This is a genomic window from Vibrio sp. 10N.247.311.49, from assembly GCF_041467655.1.
GTDB classification, from domain to species: Bacteria; Pseudomonadota; Gammaproteobacteria; order Enterobacterales; family Vibrionaceae; genus Vibrio; species Vibrio crassostreae_C.
Genome location: NZ_JBFSVA010000012.1, coordinates 70,442 through 92,742, shown reverse-complemented (window position 1 = coordinate 92,742; position 22,301 = coordinate 70,442). Strand labels below are relative to the sequence as shown.

At 42.9% G+C, this 22,301-nt stretch carries 19 protein-coding genes and 2 pseudogenes; 13 read left to right on the top strand and 8 right to left on the bottom strand.

Annotated features, from left to right (window positions below; all coding sequences use genetic code 11):
* Position 1: 1 nt before the first annotated feature.
* The 4 genes and pseudogenes from AB6E54_RS13540 to AB6E54_RS13525 all read right to left on the bottom strand — a co-directional run bounded on the left by AB6E54_RS13540 (position 2) and on the right by AB6E54_RS13525 (position 3,343).
* Entirely contained in the window at positions 2-1,918 is a 1,917-nt protein-coding gene (locus tag AB6E54_RS13540) for a TonB-dependent siderophore receptor (protein ID WP_229647825.1), read from the bottom strand.
* A 324-nt stretch (positions 1,919-2,242) separates the two neighbouring features.
* Positions 2,243-2,428: pseudogene (locus AB6E54_RS13535) on the bottom strand (DUF2913 family protein); the annotation flags it as partial.
* 152 nt (positions 2,429-2,580) lie between these two features.
* Complete coding sequence (locus AB6E54_RS13530) at positions 2,581-2,787, bottom strand: AlpA family transcriptional regulator (RefSeq protein ID WP_102304078.1); 207 nt, start codon at positions 2,785-2,787, stop codon at positions 2,581-2,583.
* Positions 2,788-2,905: 118 nt separating this feature from the next.
* Positions 2,906-3,343: an RNase H family protein gene (locus AB6E54_RS13525; protein ID WP_102465041.1), complete on the bottom strand. Its 438-nt coding sequence runs from the start codon at positions 3,341-3,343 to the stop codon at positions 2,906-2,908.
* Between the two features lie 219 nt (positions 3,344-3,562).
* Between AB6E54_RS13525 and radC the strand changes: the two genes are divergently transcribed.
* The 5 genes from radC (at position 3,563) to AB6E54_RS13500 (ending at position 6,291) form a co-directional block, all read left to right on the top strand.
* A complete protein-coding gene (gene radC, locus AB6E54_RS13520; RefSeq protein ID WP_102333509.1) occupies positions 3,563-4,039 on the top strand; it encodes a DNA repair protein RadC in 477 nt (158 codons plus the stop codon).
* Complete coding sequence (locus AB6E54_RS13515; protein WP_102333510.1) at positions 4,036-4,461, top strand: DUF2787 family protein; 426 nt, start codon at positions 4,036-4,038, stop codon at positions 4,459-4,461. Before radC ends, AB6E54_RS13515 begins: the two co-directional genes overlap by 4 nt.
* Positions 4,462-4,487: 26 nt before the next feature.
* Positions 4,488-4,916, top strand: coding sequence for a DUF2787 family protein (locus AB6E54_RS13510; protein WP_017102422.1), 429 nt, complete (start codon positions 4,488-4,490; stop codon positions 4,914-4,916).
* Positions 4,917-5,127: 211 nt separating this feature from the next.
* Entirely contained in the window at positions 5,128-5,688 is a 561-nt protein-coding gene (locus AB6E54_RS13505) for a tyrosine-type recombinase/integrase (RefSeq protein ID WP_102333511.1), read from the top strand.
* A 102-nt stretch (positions 5,689-5,790) separates the two neighbouring features.
* Positions 5,791-6,291, top strand: a complete 501-nt coding sequence (locus AB6E54_RS13500) for a lecithin retinol acyltransferase family protein (protein ID WP_102333512.1) — start codon at positions 5,791-5,793, stop codon at positions 6,289-6,291.
* 37 nt (positions 6,292-6,328) lie between these two features.
* Here the strand turns inward: AB6E54_RS13500 and AB6E54_RS13495 are convergent, their stop codons facing one another.
* Positions 6,329-6,985 (bottom strand): inovirus Gp2 family protein, encoded by a 657-nt coding sequence (locus tag AB6E54_RS13495; protein WP_086714178.1) that lies wholly within the window; start codon positions 6,983-6,985, stop codon positions 6,329-6,331.
* Between the two features lie 393 nt (positions 6,986-7,378).
* On the opposite strand from AB6E54_RS13495, the gene AB6E54_RS13490 reads away from it, so the two are divergent.
* The 3 genes from AB6E54_RS13490 (at position 7,379) to AB6E54_RS13480 (ending at position 11,528) form a co-directional block, all read left to right on the top strand.
* Complete coding sequence (locus AB6E54_RS13490) at positions 7,379-8,377, top strand: hypothetical protein (RefSeq protein WP_133154074.1); 999 nt, start codon at positions 7,379-7,381, stop codon at positions 8,375-8,377.
* A gap of 896 nt (positions 8,378-9,273) precedes the next feature.
* Positions 9,274-10,218 carry a ribosome biogenesis GTPase YlqF gene (gene ylqF, locus AB6E54_RS13485; protein ID WP_108193400.1) on the top strand — a complete coding sequence of 315 codons (945 nt, stop codon included), beginning with the start codon at positions 9,274-9,276 and terminating at the stop codon, positions 10,216-10,218.
* A 284-nt stretch (positions 10,219-10,502) separates the two neighbouring features.
* Complete coding sequence (locus AB6E54_RS13480) at positions 10,503-11,528, top strand: diguanylate cyclase (protein ID WP_026012341.1); 1,026 nt, start codon at positions 10,503-10,505, stop codon at positions 11,526-11,528.
* Positions 11,529-11,697: 169 nt separating this feature from the next.
* Here AB6E54_RS13480 and AB6E54_RS13475 read toward each other — a convergent pair whose 3' ends face one another.
* Positions 11,698-12,243, bottom strand: coding sequence for a GNAT family N-acetyltransferase (locus AB6E54_RS13475; RefSeq protein ID WP_004731280.1), 546 nt, complete (start codon positions 12,241-12,243; stop codon positions 11,698-11,700).
* A gap of 166 nt (positions 12,244-12,409) precedes the next feature.
* Between AB6E54_RS13475 and AB6E54_RS13470 the strand changes: the two genes are divergently transcribed.
* From AB6E54_RS13470 to AB6E54_RS13450, 5 genes and pseudogenes are all read left to right on the top strand, one after another.
* Entirely contained in the window at positions 12,410-13,552 is a 1,143-nt protein-coding gene (locus tag AB6E54_RS13470) for a fatty acid desaturase (RefSeq protein ID WP_017062601.1), read from the top strand.
* 279 nt (positions 13,553-13,831) lie between these two features.
* Positions 13,832-15,202 (top strand): endonuclease/exonuclease/phosphatase family protein, encoded by a 1,371-nt coding sequence (locus AB6E54_RS13465; protein WP_065584769.1) that lies wholly within the window; start codon positions 13,832-13,834, stop codon positions 15,200-15,202.
* Positions 15,203-15,394: 192 nt separating this feature from the next.
* Complete coding sequence (locus AB6E54_RS13460; RefSeq protein ID WP_065584768.1) at positions 15,395-15,685, top strand: putative quinol monooxygenase; 291 nt, start codon at positions 15,395-15,397, stop codon at positions 15,683-15,685.
* Positions 15,686-15,960: 275 nt separating this feature from the next.
* Positions 15,961-16,857, top strand: coding sequence for a hypothetical protein (locus tag AB6E54_RS13455; protein WP_065584767.1), 897 nt, complete (start codon positions 15,961-15,963; stop codon positions 16,855-16,857).
* A gap of 191 nt (positions 16,858-17,048) precedes the next feature.
* Positions 17,049-17,800, top strand: a pseudogene (locus AB6E54_RS13450) (DUF481 domain-containing protein).
* Positions 17,801-17,888: 88 nt separating this feature from the next.
* On the opposite strand, the gene AB6E54_RS13445 reads toward AB6E54_RS13450, so the two are convergent.
* The gene (locus AB6E54_RS13445) at positions 17,889-20,966 is read right to left on the bottom strand and encodes an efflux RND transporter permease subunit (RefSeq protein ID WP_102333513.1); all 3,078 of its coding nucleotides are present in this window, start codon (positions 20,964-20,966) and stop codon (positions 17,889-17,891) included.
* On the bottom strand, positions 20,953-22,260 hold the full coding sequence (locus AB6E54_RS13440) for an efflux RND transporter periplasmic adaptor subunit (protein WP_102333514.1): 1,308 nt from the start codon (positions 22,258-22,260) through the stop codon (positions 20,953-20,955). Before AB6E54_RS13440 ends, AB6E54_RS13445 begins: the two co-directional genes overlap by 14 nt.
* Positions 22,261-22,301 lie beyond the last annotated feature (41 nt).

Below are 22,301 nucleotides of genomic sequence, written 5' to 3'. Positions count from 1 at the left end.
GTTAGAAAGCGTAATTCAAGCCAGCGTAATACGTTCGGCCTTGAATGACTTCGGTATAAGTCTCAGGGCTTGATACATCTTCATCCATCACGTTGTTGACACCGAGTTTCAGTTCCAGTTCCTCCATTAGGGTATGACGCATGCCAATATCAAAGGTTGTGTATGGGTCAGAGACATCATTGTTACCGAGCTCACCACGTACTTCACTGCGGTAATGGGCTCTTGCAAACAGATCGGTATCGTAAGTGACATACCAATTGGCTTTTACTGAAGCTTCATGTTCAGAGGTGCCGACAAGGCGTTCGCCGCTTGTGTCGTCTGTCGCATCAAGGTAAGTATATGAAGCGTCAAATCCAACGTGCTTGAACTGGTGTTCGGCATACAACTCTAAGCCTTTGAGCGTCGCTTTATCCACATTGATAAACGTATAGTAGCCGTCGCTCCCATTGGAGCTTTCAACTTGCTGAATAATGTCGTCAACGCGGTTATAGAATACGGTGGCGTTAGCAGAGGTGGCTTCGTTGGCATAGTAGGCGCCAATTTCACTGAAGGTGCCGGTTTCTGCTTTGAGATCTTGGTTGCCATAGACGTTACAAGCCGCGGGTCTATCAGGGCAAGCTGGGCCGCTGGCTGGCGCGGTATAAGACGGTGAGATCTGTGCCATGGTCGGTGCTTTGAATGCGGTTCCAGCGCCGGCTTTTAAGCTCCAGTTGTCGGTTAAACCTTGTGTGATGTATCCACGATAAGTAAATTCACTGTCAAACAGGGAGTCATGATCAAAACGTCCACCGAGTGTCAGTATGGTCGAATCGGCAACGGCTAAGTTGGTTTCAAGATAAACAGCAGTACTGGTTCTATCGGTAGAGCCTCCTGTAATGCCGACGTTTTCGATTTCGGCATTGCGAGCCTCGGCTCCCACTGTCATTGTATGATCATCGACAAAGAAAACGGCTTGTACATCACCGCCATAGTTTTGTTCGGTGATGTCTGAACTTGGGGTGTCGTATTTAACATCAAAGTCACTGTAGTAGAGGTGGGCATCGACACTCACAAGATACGATTGGTAATCATACCCTAACGTGTAACTTTGGAGTTGACGCTCTTGTTCATACGAGCGGCCACGATACATTGCCGTCCCCGATTGATCCTCATTCGACAGTTGGACTTCCAAGTCAATCGTGTGTTGGTCGTTCAGCGCATAATCAAAAGAGTTCACTAAATTGTAATTTTCTTGCGCACGACGTTTAGTGAAGCTCGACTGTTCGGAATAAAAAGATTCGTCGGTGTCTAAATAGTTACCATATACGGTATAACCCAAAGCATCGGTAATAGGGGTTGAAAAATACAGACCATAAATTTGTCCACTACCACCCTTGTCACCTTGGTTGTATTGCCCTTCAACGCTTATCGCACCCTCTGCGGTACCACTGTGCTGACGAGTGATGACATTGACCACACCGCCCATGGTATCGGCACCATATAGAGTGGACATTGGGCCACGAATCACTTCGATATTATCGATAGCAATACTTGGCGTTAGGCTCAATGCATTGTCGCTACCACGCCATAATGCTTCTCGGGTATAAGATCGACGGCTGTTCAATAACACTTGCGTGTAGTCACTATTTAAACCACGAATTCGCACACCACGAGAGCCATTTGCTTGGGTCGACACGCTAACGCCTGGTGCGTCAATAAGCAGATCGCCTACGTCCCCTGTCATCTGATATTTACTCTGCTCTTGAACGTCTATCACGGTCAAGGTTGCAGGGGCTTCTAGTAGACTTGTGTTTTGGCCAGCGTTTGCGGTGACAACCACGGTTTCATCAATTGCCGATTCCGCCATAACAAAAGAAACGGGTATAAAGGTCAGGCTAAACAGACACGGTACAGCATGACTTGATTTGAGTTTTAACATGTAATGACTTCATGGTTTTTAAATGAGGACTGGCCTAGAATATAATGAAAATAAATCTCATTGACAATACCACTCACCATAAAGTTCTTTTGATTATATTCTATTGAAATTTAATATATTTGTGGATAATAATTCAGACTTATTGATAGTTTAAAATGATGTTGAATTGTTTTTTGATTGATAAGTGTGTGATGCCGTATTGCCATACTTTGAATGTATGGCTTAAAGGGTTGTTCCGCAAACAAATGTACTGGTTTTCAGATGCAATTAGGTTGCTAGTGCGTAAAATTGCTCCCAAGCAGATAAGCCTTCAGGATTATCGAGCTTCAATCTCTTTTTAATCGCACTATACCTAGCTTGTTTAACCTTTGACTTTAAGAAGTTAATGATGATCTTATTTCGTTGCTCTTCTTTGACAAAACCACGAGAAGCCTCCACTTTAAAGTAAAGGTGGAGAAGGGTATTTTCGAAAGTAACTTTCAGTAGTTGATGATATGAACATTCAGGCATTGGTAAGGCGATTCACGTCAAGTTCAAGGGCTGATGGGACACTTGTTCAGTTACTGGTTTGCCTTGATTATCATAGACTTTAGGGACTGGCTGAAAAATGACAAAAGACTGATAGAGTGTGACGGCTACCTTAAAAACAAAGCGGCATTGAATTACCTTAAAGCTAGACACTCCTCCATCCACGCATCAACTTCACTTTCAACCCAAGCTACTGCCCTACCCCCCAGACTGATAGACTGAGGAAATTGATCTTCATTCATTTTTCGGTAAATCGCTGAACGGCTAAGGGCGGTCTTTTGCATTACTTCTTTTAGCTTTAGAAATCTCATGGGACGTCCTCCTATGTTATTGGTTCCCATGTGATTACCTGGCACGTAGAAAAATACCGTTTTGTACCTTGTGGTGTTCAATGCCAACTTCAAACCCAGTAACAACAAAAAACACCTGCTGGCTATGCCAGCAAGTGATTCCTTATCATTACAATTGACGATTCGCAGCTGCAAGAGCGTATCTATAAGCGGCATCTTTTCCTGCGGAGCAAGCAGCGACTTTTCTTACCTCAACTTGCTTATCTGTACTTCGTTTATCCACTAGCTCCCAAAGGTCTTGATGAGCTATCGGCTTTTTATTTGCTTTACGCCAATTTCGACGTTTCCAACCATCAAGCCAGTCATTAAAACCATCAACGCAATAGTCACTGCTTGAATAAATAATATCGCCATCACAAGCACGCTCTAGCCCAAAAGCAAGTGCTGATAACTCTGCGTAATTACGGTCTACGATGCTATCAAGGAACAACCAGTCTTCACCCGCTATTCTTTCATAGTCATCGAATACAACCTGCCCTACCCCAGCAGAGAGTCGTCCTCTTCGCTTCTCTACGATGGCTGCTTCTACATAAATTTCTTTTTTCATTTTTATACTCTCCAGAGACTGAAAAGCCGATACATCCTTTGCACCAGCTAATTGTGTTGATTGTTCATTCGTCGCTCTATTGCGATTGCTACATAACAACGGCAAGAGAGTTATTTTTTACCTGTCTCTGGAAATACTCTCCTTCACACCCCGATTCAAAATGCTCTCAGATATATTTCATCAGTACGCATAACCAAACAGATAACCCAAGGAGCTCTTATGCGTAACGCCAACAACCAACACGATTACCCATTTAAAACTTCAGAGTTAAATGAACTGCTAGAACGTGCAGCCGACGCACTGGCTGCAAAATACAAACGTGAAGGCACGTTCACTAACCCAACTAATGTCAAAGAGTACTTAAAACTCAAATTAGGAGCTCATGACCGAGAAGTGTTTGCGGTGATGTTTCTTGATAACCAACATCAATTGATCAGTTTTGAAGAGTTGTTCTTTGGCACCATTGATGCTGCCTCTATTTACCCACGCGAAGTACTCAAAGCAGCACTAAACCATAACGCTGCTGCCGTCGTTTTTGCTCATAACCATCCTTCAGGTATTGCTGAGCCCTCTCAAGCAGATAGACGCATTACACAGCGTTTAGTAGATGCTCTCAAGCTGGTGGATATCCGAGTGTTGGACCACATCGTTGTGGGTGAGGATTATGTGTCATTTGCAGAAAAGGGGTGGATATGAATAAGTTTTCTATCTCTGGGGTAAATGATGAACTCGTTAGTCCCATGCATTGTTTTCTTGAAGCACTTATGTCTGAAAACGTCATCCCCAATACAGTCGAGCGGGTAGCGTTAAACATACGCTCTAAAGATATAAATAGTCGCTTTCAACCAATCGAAATTCAATTAGAGCGAACATCAAGCAAAACACCTTGGCAACTTCGCTTTATTGCCACCTTTGATGTGATGGTTACTGGTAAGCCACAAAAAGAGTTATCGCTGTATTTCAACTTCGCAGGGTGTTGGTTCTACCACCCAGAGATTAAGCAGTGCAACTTACAACGGCCAGAAGTTCAAACCTTACTTGCTAGCTGGCTTAAAGCCATCACTCACACTCTCATCACGCAACCGGCTATCTCAATCAACATCATATCCGTTCGTTAATCCTAACTTATTTCAAAGAGGTTCCTATGAATCAAGCAGCCAATCTGGCTATGTTCGCGTGCAAGCGAGCTAAGCCTTCACATCAACTGAAAGACTTAATCAAACGATCTATTGATGATGTTAATTACCGAGGAAAAATGACCATCTGTTTTCAAGATACCAATTACCACCCGAAGGACGGCGGCTTTCACCCTGTATCTATTACGGTAGATATCAAAGATAGCCATATCGCTCTTATTGAAATCACTGACCTTGTTTATGTGGGAACCGGTACACCAGAGCTCGTTCCTGACTTGGCTTTTGATTTTGCTAACAACGTCGCTTTCGCTCGTTTCAGCGGATGGCTTGGTATGTACCTGCAAGAAACAACCGAGCTATATGAAATGTGGGAGTGTAACTTTCTAGCTTATGTAGAAATGAACGCCTACGACCAAGTTCAGGTTGAGTACAGTTAATCATCACTCGTAGCAACCCTATCCACTAACCGTCCCGCTCCACTTCATATCACAAACATTCAGCACAACCACCAGCACAGAGCCAAAACGAGGCTGCTTCCCATATTGTTAAAACGGGAAGCTTCCATCCCTTGCTGTATAAGGGTTCTTTAATATCGTCTGCTCTGTGCTTCCCAAAACACCCTTCTACAGACAAAAAAGGAAGCAGACTATGGCTGAAGTCCAAGCAATTAAAGACGATGACACCATACGTATGGTTGGTCACTTATTGAGTATTCGTTGTCATCCACAAATGGCCGATGTATGGCATATCGGATTAAACCTAGCACTGAGGATTTCTGATTTGTTGTCGATTCGCTTTGAAGACATTCATGGCGACCGAGTCATTATTCGAGAGAGTAAAACCGGAAAGCTCGCCAACATTCAACTCAATACCAAAGCGCAGCAGCATATTGCTAGGTTGAGAGAGCAACATCCCGACCACATCTATTTGTTTCAATCCCACCGATGCCAACAGTTGAAAAACAAACCACCCCAGCCAATCTCACGACGCGCCGTGTCAATGGCGTTTCAGCAAGTAGGCCAAGAACTGAATATCGCTTTAGGTACTCACTCGATGAGAAAGACGCGAGGTTACTTTCTCTATCAATCCACAAAAGATATAGGACGTGTCATGAAAATGCTTCGTCACACATCTGAGGGAGTCACACTTCGCTATATAGGAATCACTCAAGATGAAGTCGATAAAGACTTTGTTTCTCTTGAACTTTAAACCTAATCATTTACTCAGGGGGCGGGACCGCTAATCCCTTATTAACATTAAGCTCAGAGCCCTTTTGAGTTTCGTTATCATCACATTTGAGAGGTAAATAACATGAATCCATATCACGCAATAGGGAGCTTTGTTGTAGGCAGCTTATCGAAAAGTTTAATCCAAAATTTATTCTGGAAAACCGACGGTCCAGTAAGGGGGAGCATTGTGTATTGCGATCTCGCATTTGGATATGCTGAGCATTCAGGTGTGTACATGGGAAATGGACGTATCATCCATCGTAATGGCAAAGGCCTTATCGAAGCTGCATCAATTCGTCAGTTTCTAGCAGATACCACAGCCCTTTCAATTTACGTCAGTTGCAACGCCCAAGGTAGAGCCGTTGGCAATGAGTCTACTGTTCAAATAGCAGGCGCTATGCTTGATGTACAAACAGACTATTCCCTGTTAAATGAAAACTGCCATCAGTTCTGTAGCCACTGCCTAAGTGGTGACATCTTCTCAAATACCTTCACCTTGACTCAGCTTAAACGTGACGCTCTTTTGCACATTCAAGCGAGTCAATGGCGCGTGTGGGACTTGAGGGATCGTCACAAAGGATAAGGGGATTCTCTCCCCTTTTTTAATCTCTTAGTCGAGGTTACCTAGTGCTACAGCCAAAGCAACGATGCCCCTCGCCATAGCGCTTAGTTCTCTTCTTTGCTAGATAGCTAATTCGATAAAACAGCTTACTGTACCAATAAGAAAAATCTTTGTGGTTTGAATCCAGGTGATAACCATGATTTCTCGGGAAGTAGACCAAACGACAAACATCTTCGGCTGCACAGCCAAGCGCACTCGCCCAGGATTTTATCACTAAAGCGGCTAAGCTATCTTGCCCTGAGTAGTCACCTGCCTTGCAAAAGCGCTCTTTATTGAGAAACAGAACTAAATGGTAATGATCGTTACATGATGTATCACGCTCTCTTACCCAAGCATACCTGACATTACAGGAATGTACTCTTTTTCGCTCTCCACGTATCTTTCGCGCCTGAGCTTCAATTCTGGCGCTTAAAGACTCTGTAAAGCGTTTCATCAAGTTTGTTCGTCTAAGGTTATAACTAACAATTTCATCTCGGCTAAGACAATCAAAGAAACTATCATCGACTGGCAATCTGAGATCAATTCGAATAGCGTACACTCGCGTGTATTCTTCAAGCGCACTGTTCATTGTAGTAAGCAATCTATCGAGATAGAGCATGTTATTTTCTTCCTGCGAACCTTGAATAGTTAGTCCATGGTAAGTTGATTCTTTCATGAGTTAGTTCCTGTGTTGTTTATCTACAGGTATCCCCACTCATCTTATTTTTTACCTTATCTCTATCACCTACTTAGGGTAGGTGTAACGCTTATAGTTACCCACCTTACTATCAGATAATAGTCATACCGACACTCCTGCTCTTCAGCTACTTGGTCACAAACCTTATAGGACAATGCTGCACGTAATACGGGTGTCCTGTAATCCACTCAGAAGTTATGTACATCTAGCCTAGTTCCGCTCACCGTTCAGAGCAACAATACCAATGAATTGCCACAATAAAATGCAGAATAACCTCACTAATAACTCACACTAAAACCACATAATAACCACCAAAAAATCACATATATATCACTAAAATTACTACACAGTAATTATAATTAATGATATATATTGGATACTGAACTTAACGACAGAGGCATATCAACTATGGCTTTTCACGTACCTAAAGAACCATTTAATGCTTATTCCTTCCGCGAATGCAGCTTCTATATCAACTACCTAAATCAAGCCCTTAATCAGGATACTTTTCAATCGGTGGAAGGTTTCAGTAGCGTTCAAGAATGTTTGAATGCTCTTAGACAGGAATTATCCTACCTAGAAAAAAATGGGAAAATTAACAGTAATCACATTAAGAAAATGAAGACTGATTTTCAAAACTGTCAACTATCTGGTGAGGATTTTTTATGGCTCCATAACTCAGATGAACGTTTCTGTAACTGGGTATGGTGTTATCTGAGGGAACAAAGCAAGATATTTGACAGAATTAAGTTTCGAGATCAGCTTAGAAGAGGTAACTCCAACAAAATAAAACTACATGACTTTGGCCTCGATCTTGATATTGGCAGAAACTTTGATGGATTATCACATGACGCTTTTAAGCCAATGAGTAATAATTTCACTGCAAGGAAAAGCAATATCATTGATAGCTTTCGGAGTTCCGAACTAGAACTATCACAGCAGCGTAAAGTTATTCAAACACTGCTAAACACTTGGGAGTCCATTCTGGAAGATACGAGAATGTCAGCCTGGCTTGAAGAAAACCAAACAGCTCAAAGCAATTGGTCATGGAAGTATATAAAAGATACAGGTTACAGACTTCAGTCAAAAGTCTGGAGCGTTTCAAGCGAACAAGACAAAAGAGCCGCTATTGTTGCGATTTTCGATATGCTTCACGATAAGCCAGATCGTAAATCACTCTTGATTGGTAAAATGAAGCGCGCATGGAGTCAAAAAAAGTTTCGAGATAAATGTAATGGTAAGAGGCCCTATAGCGTATCGATGACAGACAGGACGAAAAAGCGATTGATGTGGTTGGTCGAACAAGAAGACAGTAGCATCAATGAAATCATAAAAAATCTCATTGATATGCGCTTTGAGCAACTGAAATAGCACAAGTTGTGGTTGCAATGCGACACTCTCGTTAACAAAAAATCAAACCTTTTTTTAAATAACAAAAAAGTCAACACTGAAAATCAGAATACTAACTGCTTTCAGCCTCAATTCACAACCTTCAATAAGGCCCTATTTATAGGGCTTTTCTTTATTTTCGTCCATCTGGTGCCCATAGTTATACGTTAAAAAACCGAATTCAAGTCCAAAAGCGAAACTTCACCATTTAAGTAACCACGCATATTTCTCTGAACATGAAGGCTCATTGCCAAAAACTCGAGACACTTCTTCGGCCTGCAATTAAGCATCTAATGTTTTGCCAATCGCTTCGAGATTCTTAAAATAACGATCATTGTCGGCTGTAAACCGTGCCTTCATGCCTTTTGTAAGGCATCAGTATATTCAAGGTTGTCTCTCTGCGACGCCTTTATCTAATTTACAGTACCCTCATAATAGCTACAACTTTAATCCTTTTACCTTTGCGATACTCTTTATGTCCTTGCCTAAAGTGTCGGCAGAGCTTATCTTTATTAGCCTTCTCTTCAGCTATATATCAATAAATCAGCACATGCCTCCTGGGTATTCCTACACCCGTTAAAACTCCTAAAATTTAGTCTGGACTCCAGTTACGCCCAACCAACAATCTGATGAGCTGAACCCGTTCAAGTAGAATGATGTATTTCGCAGACAGCTTCCACCTACCTAAGTGAAATTTATTAAATTGACTATGATTTTCGTCCAAACAGTTAAAGTGTTAAAATGATCACAACAATGTTGATGGGGCTTAAGGTGGTCGTAAAAATACTTCTAGTCCCCCCACTATCTGATTTTTTCTTTTGGTACCCCACCTGATACCCCATCAGATTTACCATAAAAACAAAAGGTATATTTTTCATATGGTTGCAAGTAAAATCCAATGGTTTCCGGGTCACATGCATAAAGCCCGCAAAGAAATCGAAGAAGTTATCCCACAGGTTGATGTGATCATCGAAGTACTGGACGCTCGTATCCCGTTCAGTAGTGAAAACCCAATGATCTCTTCACTGCGCGGCGATAAGCCTTGTGTAAAAGTGTTGAACAAGCGCGACCTTGCCGATCCTGAGCTTACTGAGCGTTGGATTGAACACTTCGAGAAAGAGCAAGGCGTTAAAGCGATTGCCATTACCACCAGCGTAAAAGAAGAAGTTAACCACGTGATGGAGCTAGTACGTAAACTCGCACCGCACCGTGAGCAAATGGGCAAGAACATTCGAACAATGATTATGGGTATCCCTAACGTGGGTAAATCGACCATTATCAATTGCTTGGCTGGACGTACGATTGCGGTAACGGGTAACCAACCTGCGGTAACTCGTCGCCAACAACGTATCAACCTGCAAAACGGCGTGATCCTTTCAGACACTCCTGGGATCCTTTGGCCTAAAGTAGAAAACCCACACAGCGGCTTCCGTTTAGCTGCGACTGGTGCGGTAAAAGATACAGCAATGGAATACGACGAAGTGGCATTCTACACAGTCGAGTACTTAGCTAAGCAGTACCCTCACCTACTGCAGGAACGCTACCAAATTGAAGAACTGCCAGAGTCTGACATCGAATTGATGGAAGCGATTGGTCGTAAGCGTGGTGCACTTCGTGCAGGTGGTCATATAGACATTCACAAATGTTCGGAAATCCTTCTTCATGAACTTCGCAGTGGTACTTTAGGTAAAGTAACGCTAGAACTACCAGAGATGATCACCAAAGAGTTGGTTGAAGTAGAAGAAGCGGCTGCACTGAAAGCTGAGCAACAGATTAAGAAGAAAGAAGAACGTCGTAAGCGTTACTTAAAGAACAAGCGCTAATCGCTATTAGTTTTTGTTAATCTCCATTAGTTTCTGTTAACCACTCTTACACCAGCCTCTAAGATATTCACGTTCTACCGATAATAGAGCGTGAATATTGCCTTGTACCGTTTGTTGATCTAGCTAACATACTGACAAATCTATAGAAATGGTCATTTACAATCCCAAAGACTGTGACATACTACGCAAATTATTGTGTATTCATTTCGGCTAGTTTCTCAATGCGCTCTTATTCTGGGTTCAAGAATCAAAGATTTAAAACCTATTTCGATAATGAAATTTATTTGCCGTACATAAATTTTATCTACATCCCGATCTCAATATTCTGTGCTTTCATTGTTACCGACTACATTCACTTTGGTACAGAGTGTATAACACCTATCATTTTCCGAGTCTTACTTTTTCTATTGATGATGGCTGTCGCCAGATACTGCATTACAAATAAACCCAACGCTTTAGAACTCATAGAAAGTACCTTCCTTGTAATTAGCGCGCTTTTCTTAGTCTATGTCGGCCGACTCGCTATCGAGCTGAGTAATTTCGATTACCAAGGTGGCATCATTCTCGTCATGATCTACATTGGAACCTTTTCAAGACTGTCTGTTAAATACAGCATCTCTACGCTGTCATTTATCTTTTTGGCTTATCTCATTGGCCTTGCCCCTCAGCTTTATGAAGCAGAGCCTAGTCACGAAATAGAAACCATTTCCGTATACGCTTCAGCTTATATTCTTATTGCAGCTTCTTGTTTAAGACGAGATTTCGAAGTGCATAAACGCTTCACTCAATCCGAACAGCTTCGTAAACAAGCAATACAACTCCGCAAGCAATCTAATATGTTTGAAGCCCTTTCTTATCAAGATGCGCTAACGGGTTGCTACAACCGCCTTTATCTTCATCAGGTGATCGAACCAAGCATAGACCGTCAGTTATCCATTACATCGATCATGATAGATATTGATCATTTCAAATCGATTAACGACACCTACGGCCACCAAATGGGTGATATGGTGATCAAAGAACTGGCCGATGAGATTCAAAAAAGACTACCAACCAGTAGTAACTGCTTTCGATACGGCGGTGAAGAGTTTTTGGTGATGGTCCAAGGAGAAACTGAGGCTTCAATTGAATCGCTAGTTAACTCCCTATTAGAATCTCCTTCTCTCCTTCGGTTAGAAGTAACGATTTCAATCGGTGTGAAACATGCGTCACAAGCTCTCGGCTCTGTCGAACAACTTATCGACGATGCCGATCAAGCACTCTACATTTCGAAGAAGAGCGGTAGAAATAAGATCACATGGAGTGATTAATCGCCCAGTATTTCATGCGCCTTAGCGATTCATTATAACGACCATTAATCCAATCAAAAAAGCCCCGAACAATTGAATGCTCGGGGCTTTTGTCTTTGTTCTTGTGCTTTAAAATAGCTTCGTTAAGCACCTGCTACTCAGCAAAAAACCAATACTCAACAAGAATCGACTAAGAATACACAACGCTCGCTGTTTTCTGTTCAAGTTCAACGGGAGAGCTCCAAGAAATCACTTTTTCATTCACTTGGCTGCCACATGGTGCGTTCCAAACTTGCTCTAGTTCTTCTTTGCCACCAATCGCCTGATAAAAAGCAATCGCTTGGTGGTTCTCAGACATCACCTCTAGGTAAAGCCCCGAATCAGAATAGTATTGCTGCAACCACTTTGACAATTCAGACAATAGACGCTTGCCAACACCACGACCGTGGTAATTATTGTCTACGTGTAACGCATCAATGAACGTACCACGTTCAAAGTTGTGATTACCAAACGCGCAAACAAAACCAACCAGTAAACCGCCTTCTTCAAGCAATAAAACATGTTGGTTGAAAGGAGGATTAATCAAACGAGTCTGCCAAATAACAGATCTGTCCTCCAAAACATCATTTTCTAGGTAATCATCAGCAAGAATGCCACGGTAATATAGCTTCCAGCTATCCGCGTGTAATTGGGCAATCCGCTCATAATCTTTATATTCAGCTACCTTAATTTCCATTTATTAGCCCTTAGTACTTCCATTTATGACTTGCTACTACATTTCACACTACCTTTATACAATATTTAAGCAAAACATACTAATACACGTTTACACTTTCAATATTGACTTACACGTGTACGCTGATATTCTAGCGAACAGATGTAAGCTCAATGGAAATTTACTAATGAATAGTGCCGATAAACAATCTACAAAAAAGCCGCCATTAATCTGGCTCAATATTTTTGTGTTCTCTTTTAGTATGCTGCTTGCTGTTGTAGCGGCTCCCGTTTATGGCTACTTTTTTGGCTATGGCATGGAGCACTGGATATGGCTAGCAATCTGCTTTACGTTCTGTAACCTTTCAATCACGACAGGTTATCACCGCTTATGGTCACATAAAGCGTTTGAAGCGCATTCAAGCCTAAGATTCCTGTTTGCATTAGGTGGTGCATTTGCCCTGCAGAACAGCGCGCTACACTGGTCTTCTGATCACCGTGTTCACCACAAGCATGTCGATAACAACGACAAAGACCCATACTCTGCAAAACGTGGATTTTGGTACTCACACATTGGCTGGATGATTCGTAATTACAGCACCTCAATGTACGAAAACTACGAAAACTGCCGTGACCTTAAAAAAGATAAGATTGTTATGTGGCAGCACAAGCACTATGTTCTGTTAGCATTACTAATGAATTTCGGTGTTCCTATCGCTTTAGGCGTGATTTACGGTGACGTGATTGGCATGTTGTTAATCGTAGGTGCAGTTCGTTTGGTACTTAACCACCACACAACATTCTTTATTAACTCTCTTGCTCACATCTGGGGTAGCCAACCTTTTACTGACAAAAACACAGCGCGTGATAACGGTGTGTTAGCAGTACTCACTTTCGGCGAAGGCTACCACAACTTCCACCACATCTTTGAGAACGACTACCGTAACGGCATCTACTGGTGGCAATACGATCCAACAAAATGGTTGATTAAGAGTGCTTCGTTGATGGGACTGGCAAGTAAGCTTAAGAAAACCCCTCAAGCTCGTATTGAGAAAGCTGAAGCGTCAATGTTACTTAAACGCACCCAGCAAAAAATCATGCATCGTGCCGACAAGCAACAAATCGCAGAGAAGCTTCAACAAGAGTTTGATGCTCTAGTATCAAACATGAACGAATATTACGAAGTTAAAAAACAGCTACTTGAAAGCAAGCGCGAAGACGTTGTGAAGAAGTACGAACACTCTGTTCTTAAGGTTCGTTATCAGCAAATCAAAATGAATTTCGAACAACAGAAGAAAAATTGGGCAATGACGGTTGAGCAATACGCTTAAGCTAAAACAGTACGCTTAACACCCCAGTAACAACACAGTTTGATTCTTATTCAAAAGCCCTCATATTGCTATGAGGGCTTTTTTAATTCACAGTTCTAATTAAATTTATGAATTTTAAGTCTTTATTCTAATTACAGACACTAGTTCCAAATGTCACATTTTCAATGCAACAAGATATCACTTCAGAGCCTTGCCTGTGACAAGAATCACTTACAGAATGATATCCATCTCATAACATGCGCGTCCCAAATTTCTTTCAGCATTTAGCGGACCCACTTTATGAAATTGTTAAAAACATCTATCGCTTTCGCCATCTCTTCTGCACTTTTGATTGGTTGCAGCAGTGACACAGATTACGTTCAACCTGAAGAAGTAAAGATCGCGACTTATAACTTGTCTTTTGATCGTGCCACCTTCGAAGACCTTGTAACAGAAATGCAGATTGAACCAAGCGCTCAAACAAAACTAGTAACCGACTATTTGGATAACACGATTGATGACGCTGACAAAGTAACAGCTGCCAAGGTTATCCAGATCCGCAACGTCGCTGCCGTGATTCAAAAGAATCGACCTGATGTGCTGATGATGGCTGAATTTAACAATAATGGTACTGGTACCGACAAATCAGCGCTCGAAGGCTTCCAGAAGAACTACCTTTCTGTTGCTCAAAGTATCGAAGGTGCAGGTGGCGACGCGAACCTAGAACCAATTTCATATCCATATTTTGAAAGCTACTCGACCAATACAGGTTTGTTGAACGAATTTGGTTTTGATTTAGACAATGACGGTAATTTTGGAACACTTCCCGGTGATGCGTGGGGCTTCGGTTTCTACCATGGTCAGTATGCGTTTGCTCTAATGTCTAAATATGAGATAGACACGGCCAACACTCGCACATTCCAAGAATTTAAATGGAAAGATCTTGAAGGTGCAACCATCCCAACAATCACAGTTTGTGATGATCCTAGTAAGTTCCCTGTCGGCATGAACTGTGGCGACGAGTGGTACACAGCAGCTGAATGGGAAGAAGTTCGTCTATCGTCAAAAAACCACGTTGACGCGCCGATCCTAATTCCAACTAAAAACGGGACAGAAACCGTTCACTTGTTGATGTCACACCCTACTCCTCCAGCTTTTGATGTGGGTAAGAACATTGAGCAAAACGCAGCGGAAGTCGACTTCTGGCACCAATACATCCAAAACAAGTCGTTCATCTATGATGACACTGGAAAAACAGGTGGCCTAGAGCAAGGCAAGCACTTTGTTATGATGGGTGACCAAAACCTAGATCCTGTTGATGGCGACGGCATTAGCTCTGTAATGCAAGATTTGCATAACGACTCGTTAGTTAACCAAGACGTCACCAATGGCAGCTTGTATCCAACAAGTTATGGCGCAGCTGAACATGCGGTAGATAAATCATCGTCTCACCCACAACCGAACCGTATCACTTCAACATTTGGACTTGCTGTAGATTACGCACTGCCTTCAGCAACACTTAACATCGTTGATTCTGGTGTTTACTGGGCCGCTTCTTATGAAGAAGGACGCAAGCTATTCAATGACTCACGAATTGGTGATTATGGTAACGGTAAAGATGTTTCATCTGACCACCGCATGATCTGGGTAAAGGCTGATTTCAGTAACTAATTCATTCACTTTTTAAAATGCCCGGCTTAGTGTCGGGCTTTCTTATGAGCGTAATTCATTAAAAATCTCGCGATTACAAAGAGAATTATGGACACAAACAGCCATAGTCATTGGATAGATCGTATCTTTTTCTTTGGTTTATAGATACTTATATTACCCGGACCCAGAGATTTATTGCCCTAGGAATTCACAATGACTAAGCTAACCATTATTGCAACGATCGTCTCTAAAGAAGATAAAACTGAGCTAGTTAAATCAGAGATGATTAAATTGATCGATAAAACCCGCTCCGAAGAAGGCTGTATCAACTACGACCTCCATCAAGATAACAGTAACCCTGCTCACTTCGTTTTTCATGAGAACTGGGATTCTGAAGCTCATCTAGAGAAACACTTAGCGAGCCAACACATCGCCGAGTACATGGCTGCGACTGAAAACTGTATTGAAACCTTTGTGATTAACAAAATGACGCACATTGCCTAACCAGTCACTCAGTACTGATTCAATAAAAACCCTGCTTTCAACGCAGGGTTTCGCTTTTCTTGCCTGTCATGTTGTTTCGAGTTCATTTTGTGCCAGGCTCGATGTGCCGCTTCCTCCCTCATAAACAGAAGCTAATCTCTCCACAGTCGAAATATTCCTAAACCAATATCAAGTAACCTCACGAAAGATCATTCACATTCATTTAAATACTGTTCGCGCGCTTTGACCATAAACTAAGCGCCAAATTACAAGAACAACAGTCGACAGGAATGTAGATGAATACCAAACAACTTGAGGACGCTGTAAGTGAAGTGAACTTATTCAATCAGCACCTATACTTAATCCAATCCGTGCATACCATTCCGGCCCCAAAAATGAATTGGGAGTCGATTGCGATGGAGCCTGCTCCGGTAATGCCAACAGTTCGATTCGATCATAAAGTCAAAGCCATGGAAGCACTCGATGAGTACAAGCCTAGCTGGCTAGATATGCTGCTAGGCAACAAGTCGAAATTGTACACCCTCACCAACAATATTGAGCGTGCCGCCGAACAGGACATCGAGCAATACAAGACAGAGTTTGTGCATTGGGTTCAAAGCTACAGCTACTGGGCCAAGGGCAATCAATTATCGAAAGGTATTTTAAACAACGATAGCGAAGCAAAGCTTTCTGCCCTTTCCGAAGCTCAGCAGAACTCTATTAACGCCGCGGTAGCCGACACTAAGCTGATTAACCATAACTTCAATACTTATAAGAATGGTCACCTGCTAGAAATCAATATTCAGGTTAATAAGCACAACGTGATCCCTAAAGAAAAAAAGGTAATGTGCCAAGGTGAAGTGAAGCTTGAAACGATGTCTCTTTCTGAAAGCAATGCTTTATATCGAGAGTATGTCTCCAGCTGTATTCTCAAATGTGCGCAAGATGCTTTCAATGTCTTACCCGAGACGAGCGTTGTGATCAATGTTGAACAGATTTCAGCAGATCAATCAAGCGAGACCATAGTTTCATGGCATGTCGAACAAGGGCTACTCGAGTTCTTATTAATCGAAGACGATAAACCTTCTGAGATACTTGAATTCTTTGTCCACATTGAAGATTTCAATCCTCATCGAGGTAGCGGGTTCTCAGCGATAAAAACGATTTTTTCGCCTTTACCTATGGCGTCGTAACTCACTAGCTTTTTCGATTCAATCATTGGCGACTCTTCACGACTAACCTTGCGTTCGTCGTGTTCTATCATTTTATATACCAAACCATTATGTCGACACACGCTATCTCGCAAACAACGCGCCCATTAACAAACACAGTTTTATACACACGCTCCCTAGCAAAGCTGCCTCTATTTCTCATCGCGTTCTCTATGCCCGTATTTGGAGAAGAGGTTGAAGAAGTAGTACTCGAGGACGACGTTGTATTAAGCGAAGCTTCTGAGGTATAAGAAGAAACTGAAGAATCCCCTTTTACGCCCCTGACCAAGCTCGGGTTTATCTACTCGCAAAACACCAGTTCATCTTTGTCGATCAACTCTGGAATCTCTGTTGGATACAAAAAGAGAACTGGGGCCAACGAGTTCAGTTTGATACCTACTATACCGATGCTGAAAACGATGAAGACGGCACCAATCGCTATACCACCAACTATGGCATCAGCTATGACTTGAACGAAGTCACCTATTTGGTCGCAACAACACGTTTTGAACACGACCACTTTGGTACTTATCGTAAGCAATTTATAACGGCTACAGGATTGGGTCGCCACTTTTATGATACTGAAAGAATCAAACTTCAAGGCTCTGCTGGTCCGGGTTACCGAATCAGTCAACGGCAATCCTCCGATGAAGAGTTCCCGAACAAAGAGAACTATGAACTAATCGTGAATGCCAGTGTTGATGGCTCTCTGACGATCACAGAAACGTTTTCTATGTGGGCAACGGCTAACATGGCTTACGGTGAAGAGAACACCAATTACAACCTCAAAGGCTATCTAAAGAACATATTGATGGGCAATTTGGCGCTGACTTTTGATACCGAATACATCTACAACACCACTGTCGCATCAGACCAAAGTAACGCCGAAATCTACAGCTCAATGAATCTAAACTACGACTTCTAACCGCTCTCCTCACTTAATCTAGCCCACAACAGCAAAAGGCCCTCACAATGAGGGCCTTGAAGTATCTAGCTAAACCTAAAACATCTCGCTACGCTGGTTTCGTTCTCAATCGAGTCAACAAATCCATTTGCTTTAGGTTCGCCATACCGACATACGCGACTGGCACTAAGAACAATGAGAAAAAAGTTCCGACAGACAAGCCACCGACCAGAACCAAACCAATATTGATTCGACCTAAGGAACCCGGGCCATCCGCCAGTGCCAATGGCAATGAACCGAGGATCATCGTCAGTGAGGTCATCAAGATTGGACGTAACCTTGAACGTGCACTGCTGATCGCCGCTTCTTTCGCACTCGCGCCAGATTTGCGTTTCTCGTTGGCAAACTCCACCAGCAAAATACCGTGTTTGGTCACGAGACCAACCAGTGTCAGCAATCCTATCTTCGAGTAAATATTGAGGCTTTGACCAAATACCGAAAGCGTCAAAATCGCGCCCACAATACACAATGGAACCGTTAGCAAGATGATCATTGGGTCAACAAAGCTTTCAAACTGCGCCGCCAAGATCAAGAAGATGAAAATCAACGCCAATACGAACAGCACTTGTGCGCCCGCGGTTGAATCAACCAGGTCTTTAACTACGCCATTGAACTCGTAGCTCTGAGCAGGTTTCAACAGACTTGGTACCGTGTCATCAATGTATGCCTTCACGTCGCTCGCCGTATATCCGGGCATCAAGTCCGCGGTGATTTCAGCACTGTCTTTACCCATGAACGTCTTGAAATTAGATTCCGATGTCACTTGCTTGATTGATACAAACTGAGATAAAGGAAGCCTTTGACCCGACTGTGAATCCACGTACAGCTTATCGAGCACCTTGAAATCGCCAAGATCACTAAGATTTACTTGAACTTGAATTGGGTACGTATAGCCATCATCCGCTTGTAGATCTGCCGCTTTCACTGATCCTAAGAAAGTAGATAGCGCATTGGTGACATTACTGTAATCCACACCAGACAATACGATAGCATTGCGGTCAATCGACAAGTCATAACGCAATTGGTCACGCAACATCGAATTTTTAATGTTGGTCACGCCCTCATAACTCTCAAGCGCCTCCACCACCTCATTCGCCGTTTCCGACAATACGGTGGTATCACGGTTAACCGTCGTTAACTCTAGGATCATATTAGTGGCAATGTTCAAGTTATCAGCCGAGCGAACCTTGAAAGACATGCCATAAGCAGAGACCGAACTTTGCGCTTTAGCGATAAACTCGTTCACCAACTCATCAGCTGACTGGTCACGCTCGCCCCATGATTTCAATAAAACGTGATTGGTCGGAGTCCCTTCGATGTAAGATAAATTCGCTTCTACTGAATTATCACCTTTGAACACACTGTTGAGTTGCTCGTTGTTGTCTAGGTGATACTGACGTCCGACTCCTGTAGGAGGCGTTGAAGTGACCTCAACAAAACCAGTATCTTCCGTTGGAAGCAACACTTGAGGCATTGTCCAAACCGCTAAGGCCGATAAAGCGATCAGCACTAAAGCAATACCACTCATCAGAGCCTTACGATCAAACCATTTGCCTAACTCTTTCGTGTATAAATCCGATAACACATTCAGTTTCGCATCAACTTTTTGATACCACTTCGCCGGGGTTGATACTGGCTTCATTAAGTAAGCACTCATCATTGGTGAGAGCGTTAACGCCACAAACCCAGAGATGATCACCGCTGCTGCAAGCGTGAACGCGAACTGCCTGAATAGATCGGCGGTTAGGCCTGCCATCAAGCCAATTGGTAAGTAAACAACGGCCAAAGTCAGCGTCATCGCAATCACTGGAAATACGATCTCTCGACACCCTTTAATTGCAGCATTGAACGGCGTTTCACCCTCTTCGATATGACGGTAGCAGTTTTCAGCCACAACAATCGCATCATCAACCACCAAACCAATGGCGAGAATGATAGCGAGAATCGTCAGTACGTTGATGCTAAATCCAAGTAAATGCATGACGGCAAATACGCCTATTACGCACACAGGAATGGTGATAATAGGAATAGACGCCACACGAACTGAACCAAGGAACAACACGACAACGGCTGAAACCAGAACAATCGCTTCAACTAAAGTCATGAAGCCTTCGTCAATTGCAGTTTTAATAAAATCAGCTTGGTTGTAGACCATCTTCATCTCAATGCCTTCAGGCAACTGAGGTTGAATCACGTCTATTTGCTTCTTAACCTTATTGGCAACCGTCACTGGGTTTTCACTTTTCAGTGGCAGTACCTGAATCGACATAGCTAAGTTGTCGTCAACACGAAGAATACTCGGTGTAAGGCTCTCCTCACCCATTTTTACTTCAGCAATATCGCCAATACGAATGATTTTGCCGTTATCGACACGAACCACCAAATCTCGCACATCATCAACACTGGTCACTTGGTTGACTGGGTTAATGGAGAAATCTCGCACCTGACCTTTGATAGTACCCGCGGTAAATGTCGCATTGTATGAGCTTAATGTTCCAACCACATCGGATGCACTCATATTGAGCGCCATCATTCGATCTGGTTGTAACCACACACGAACCGCTTTTTCACTGCCACCATACGGCCCCCAAATCCCACCCACACCTTGTATGTGCTTAAACTGGGGCACGACTTGCTGGCTAATGTAGTCATACATGTCTTGCTTAGACATCTTGCCGGTATTCACAAACGTGATGATGTTACTCGGCATGCTGGTATCAGAAGAGTCATCCGTTACCGTTGGCTTATCCGTCATACTAGGAGGGAAATCACCAATCGCTTCAACACTGCTACGCAGATTGTTCATCAAGCTCGTGTATTCGACGTCATTAATGTCATCTTCAAAGATGATTTTTAGATTACACGTTCCTTCCTGACAGTCGGTCGTCATGGTTTTCACGCTGTCTAAGCCCGTTGCCGCCGTGATCAGTTTATCTGCCACATTGCGCGACATGAACTCGGCACTGGCACCATTGATCGCAGCAGTGACCGTTGCTGAAGGTGTTTTATGTTCAGGAAAGTATTGGATTGAGAGCTTTTGAAACGACAAAAGTCCAAGCAAAACAATGGTGATACTCAGAACAGACGCAAACACAGGGTGCTTGATACAAATCTCAGGAAGCTTCATTCAGATTCTCCTTTGTTACGGCTTCCTTGCTGTGGGTTTCGCTCGATAACGGCTCAACAGTCGCGCTAGTCTCTGCTTGCTCGCTATTTTCATTGATCGCTTCATCTACACCTTTTGTTGCTTCCGTCCAATCAACCGAAGGCTCAACCGGATGTGCTTCATCAATCTGTGTTTCGGTCTTTTCTACCTCGTGCTGAACGGTCTGCTTAGTGACCACTTTATCTACCGGCTCCGTTATTAACTCAACCGTTTTCTGCTCCGCATTAGGGTTCATTACCTTAACTAGAGACGCTTTCTTTAGGTTCTGTTGTCCCGTCACTACGACCTGATCACCCAGTTTCAACCCGCTTTCTACAACGACGTACCCATCGTTAGTGTTCACGCCTAATTCAACAATGCGTTGCTCGATTTTTTCGCCATTCACAATCCATACAAAACGTTGTGCATTTTTTGCTTGAACGGAATTTTGGGAAACCACCATTTGAGTCGTGTCTTCGCTCGTCATTTGGCTTACTTTGGCAAACATGCCCGGAACTAAGCGATGATCTGGATTGGTCACGTGCGCGTGTACTTCTACGCGACCTGAACTCTCATCAACCGCGGGCGCAATGTAATCCACCACACCAGAAAACGCTTCATCGACAAAAGCATCAACTTGGATAGAGACATTCTGCCCAAGTTTTGCGTTGCCTAAATCCGATTGTCCAATCGAATACTGAACTTCGACAGGATCGAGTTTAATCAAACTCACCAACGCGGTTGCGCCATCAATCTTACTGCCCACTGAGTGGGTAAAATTAGTTAACTGCCCATCAAATGGCGCTACCAATAAATAGTCATTCATCAGCGCTTCTTTCTGTCGGTAATCCGCTGCTGCTAAATTCGCCTGCTCTCCCAGTTCTTCCACATCTTGTTGAGACATAGAGTCGGGCTGTTTCTTTAGTAATTCTTGTACTCGCTTTAATTTCGACTTTGCTAACGCTAGAGAGCTTCTTGCTTTGTCTAGATCGGCTTTCGCTTTGGTATTGTCCAATTGAGCGATCAACTCGCCTTTTTTAACTGAATCTCCATCTTTGAAATGGATGTTGAGAATTTTGTCGGAGGCACTGAATGTCAATGCAGCAGAATCCGTTGCCCTGATTTTGCCAACCTCGTTGATTGAAGATGTGAATGCTTGTTTGTGCGCTTTTTCGATAGTCACAGGAATCAAGTTTGAATCTTGGGCAAACGATGGAGAGATATGTAAGGCAAACAGTGCCAAACAGATTGTTTTGCTAAGCTTTGTAAATTTCATTTTTAATAACCATAACCGTTGAATTCGTCTGAATTAAAACG

What these genes read in the sequence shown, in the direction of transcription:
- AB6E54_RS13540 (WP_229647825.1), bottom strand. Translation starts at nt 1,918, where the DNA reads ATGTTAAAACTCAAATCAAGTCATGCTGTACCGTGTCTGTTTAGCCTG.
- AB6E54_RS13530 (WP_102304078.1), bottom strand. Translation starts at nt 2,787, where the DNA reads ATGGGAACCAATAACATAGGAGGACGTCCCATGAGATTTCTAAAGCTA.
- AB6E54_RS13525 (WP_102465041.1), bottom strand. Translation starts at nt 3,343, where the DNA reads ATGAAAAAAGAAATTTATGTAGAAGCAGCCATCGTAGAGAAGCGAAGA.
- radC (WP_102333509.1), top strand. Translation starts at nt 3,563, where the DNA reads ATGCGTAACGCCAACAACCAACACGATTACCCATTTAAAACTTCAGAG.
- AB6E54_RS13515 (WP_102333510.1), top strand. Translation starts at nt 4,036, where the DNA reads ATGAATAAGTTTTCTATCTCTGGGGTAAATGATGAACTCGTTAGTCCC.
- AB6E54_RS13510 (WP_017102422.1), top strand. Translation starts at nt 4,488, where the DNA reads ATGAATCAAGCAGCCAATCTGGCTATGTTCGCGTGCAAGCGAGCTAAG.
- AB6E54_RS13505 (WP_102333511.1), top strand. Translation starts at nt 5,128, where the DNA reads ATGGCTGAAGTCCAAGCAATTAAAGACGATGACACCATACGTATGGTT.
- AB6E54_RS13500 (WP_102333512.1), top strand. Translation starts at nt 5,791, where the DNA reads ATGAATCCATATCACGCAATAGGGAGCTTTGTTGTAGGCAGCTTATCG.
- AB6E54_RS13495 (WP_086714178.1), bottom strand. Translation starts at nt 6,985, where the DNA reads ATGAAAGAATCAACTTACCATGGACTAACTATTCAAGGTTCGCAGGAA.
- ylqF (WP_108193400.1), top strand. Translation starts at nt 9,274, where the DNA reads ATGGTTGCAAGTAAAATCCAATGGTTTCCGGGTCACATGCATAAAGCC.
- AB6E54_RS13475 (WP_004731280.1), bottom strand. Translation starts at nt 12,243, where the DNA reads ATGGAAATTAAGGTAGCTGAATATAAAGATTATGAGCGGATTGCCCAA.
- AB6E54_RS13470 (WP_017062601.1), top strand. Translation starts at nt 12,410, where the DNA reads ATGAATAGTGCCGATAAACAATCTACAAAAAAGCCGCCATTAATCTGG.
- AB6E54_RS13465 (WP_065584769.1), top strand. Translation starts at nt 13,832, where the DNA reads ATGAAATTGTTAAAAACATCTATCGCTTTCGCCATCTCTTCTGCACTT.
- AB6E54_RS13460 (WP_065584768.1), top strand. Translation starts at nt 15,395, where the DNA reads ATGACTAAGCTAACCATTATTGCAACGATCGTCTCTAAAGAAGATAAA.
- AB6E54_RS13455 (WP_065584767.1), top strand. Translation starts at nt 15,961, where the DNA reads ATGAATACCAAACAACTTGAGGACGCTGTAAGTGAAGTGAACTTATTC.
- AB6E54_RS13445 (WP_102333513.1), bottom strand. Translation starts at nt 20,966, where the DNA reads ATGAAGCTTCCTGAGATTTGTATCAAGCACCCTGTGTTTGCGTCTGTT.
- AB6E54_RS13440 (WP_102333514.1), bottom strand. Translation starts at nt 22,260, where the DNA reads ATGAAATTTACAAAGCTTAGCAAAACAATCTGTTTGGCACTGTTTGCC.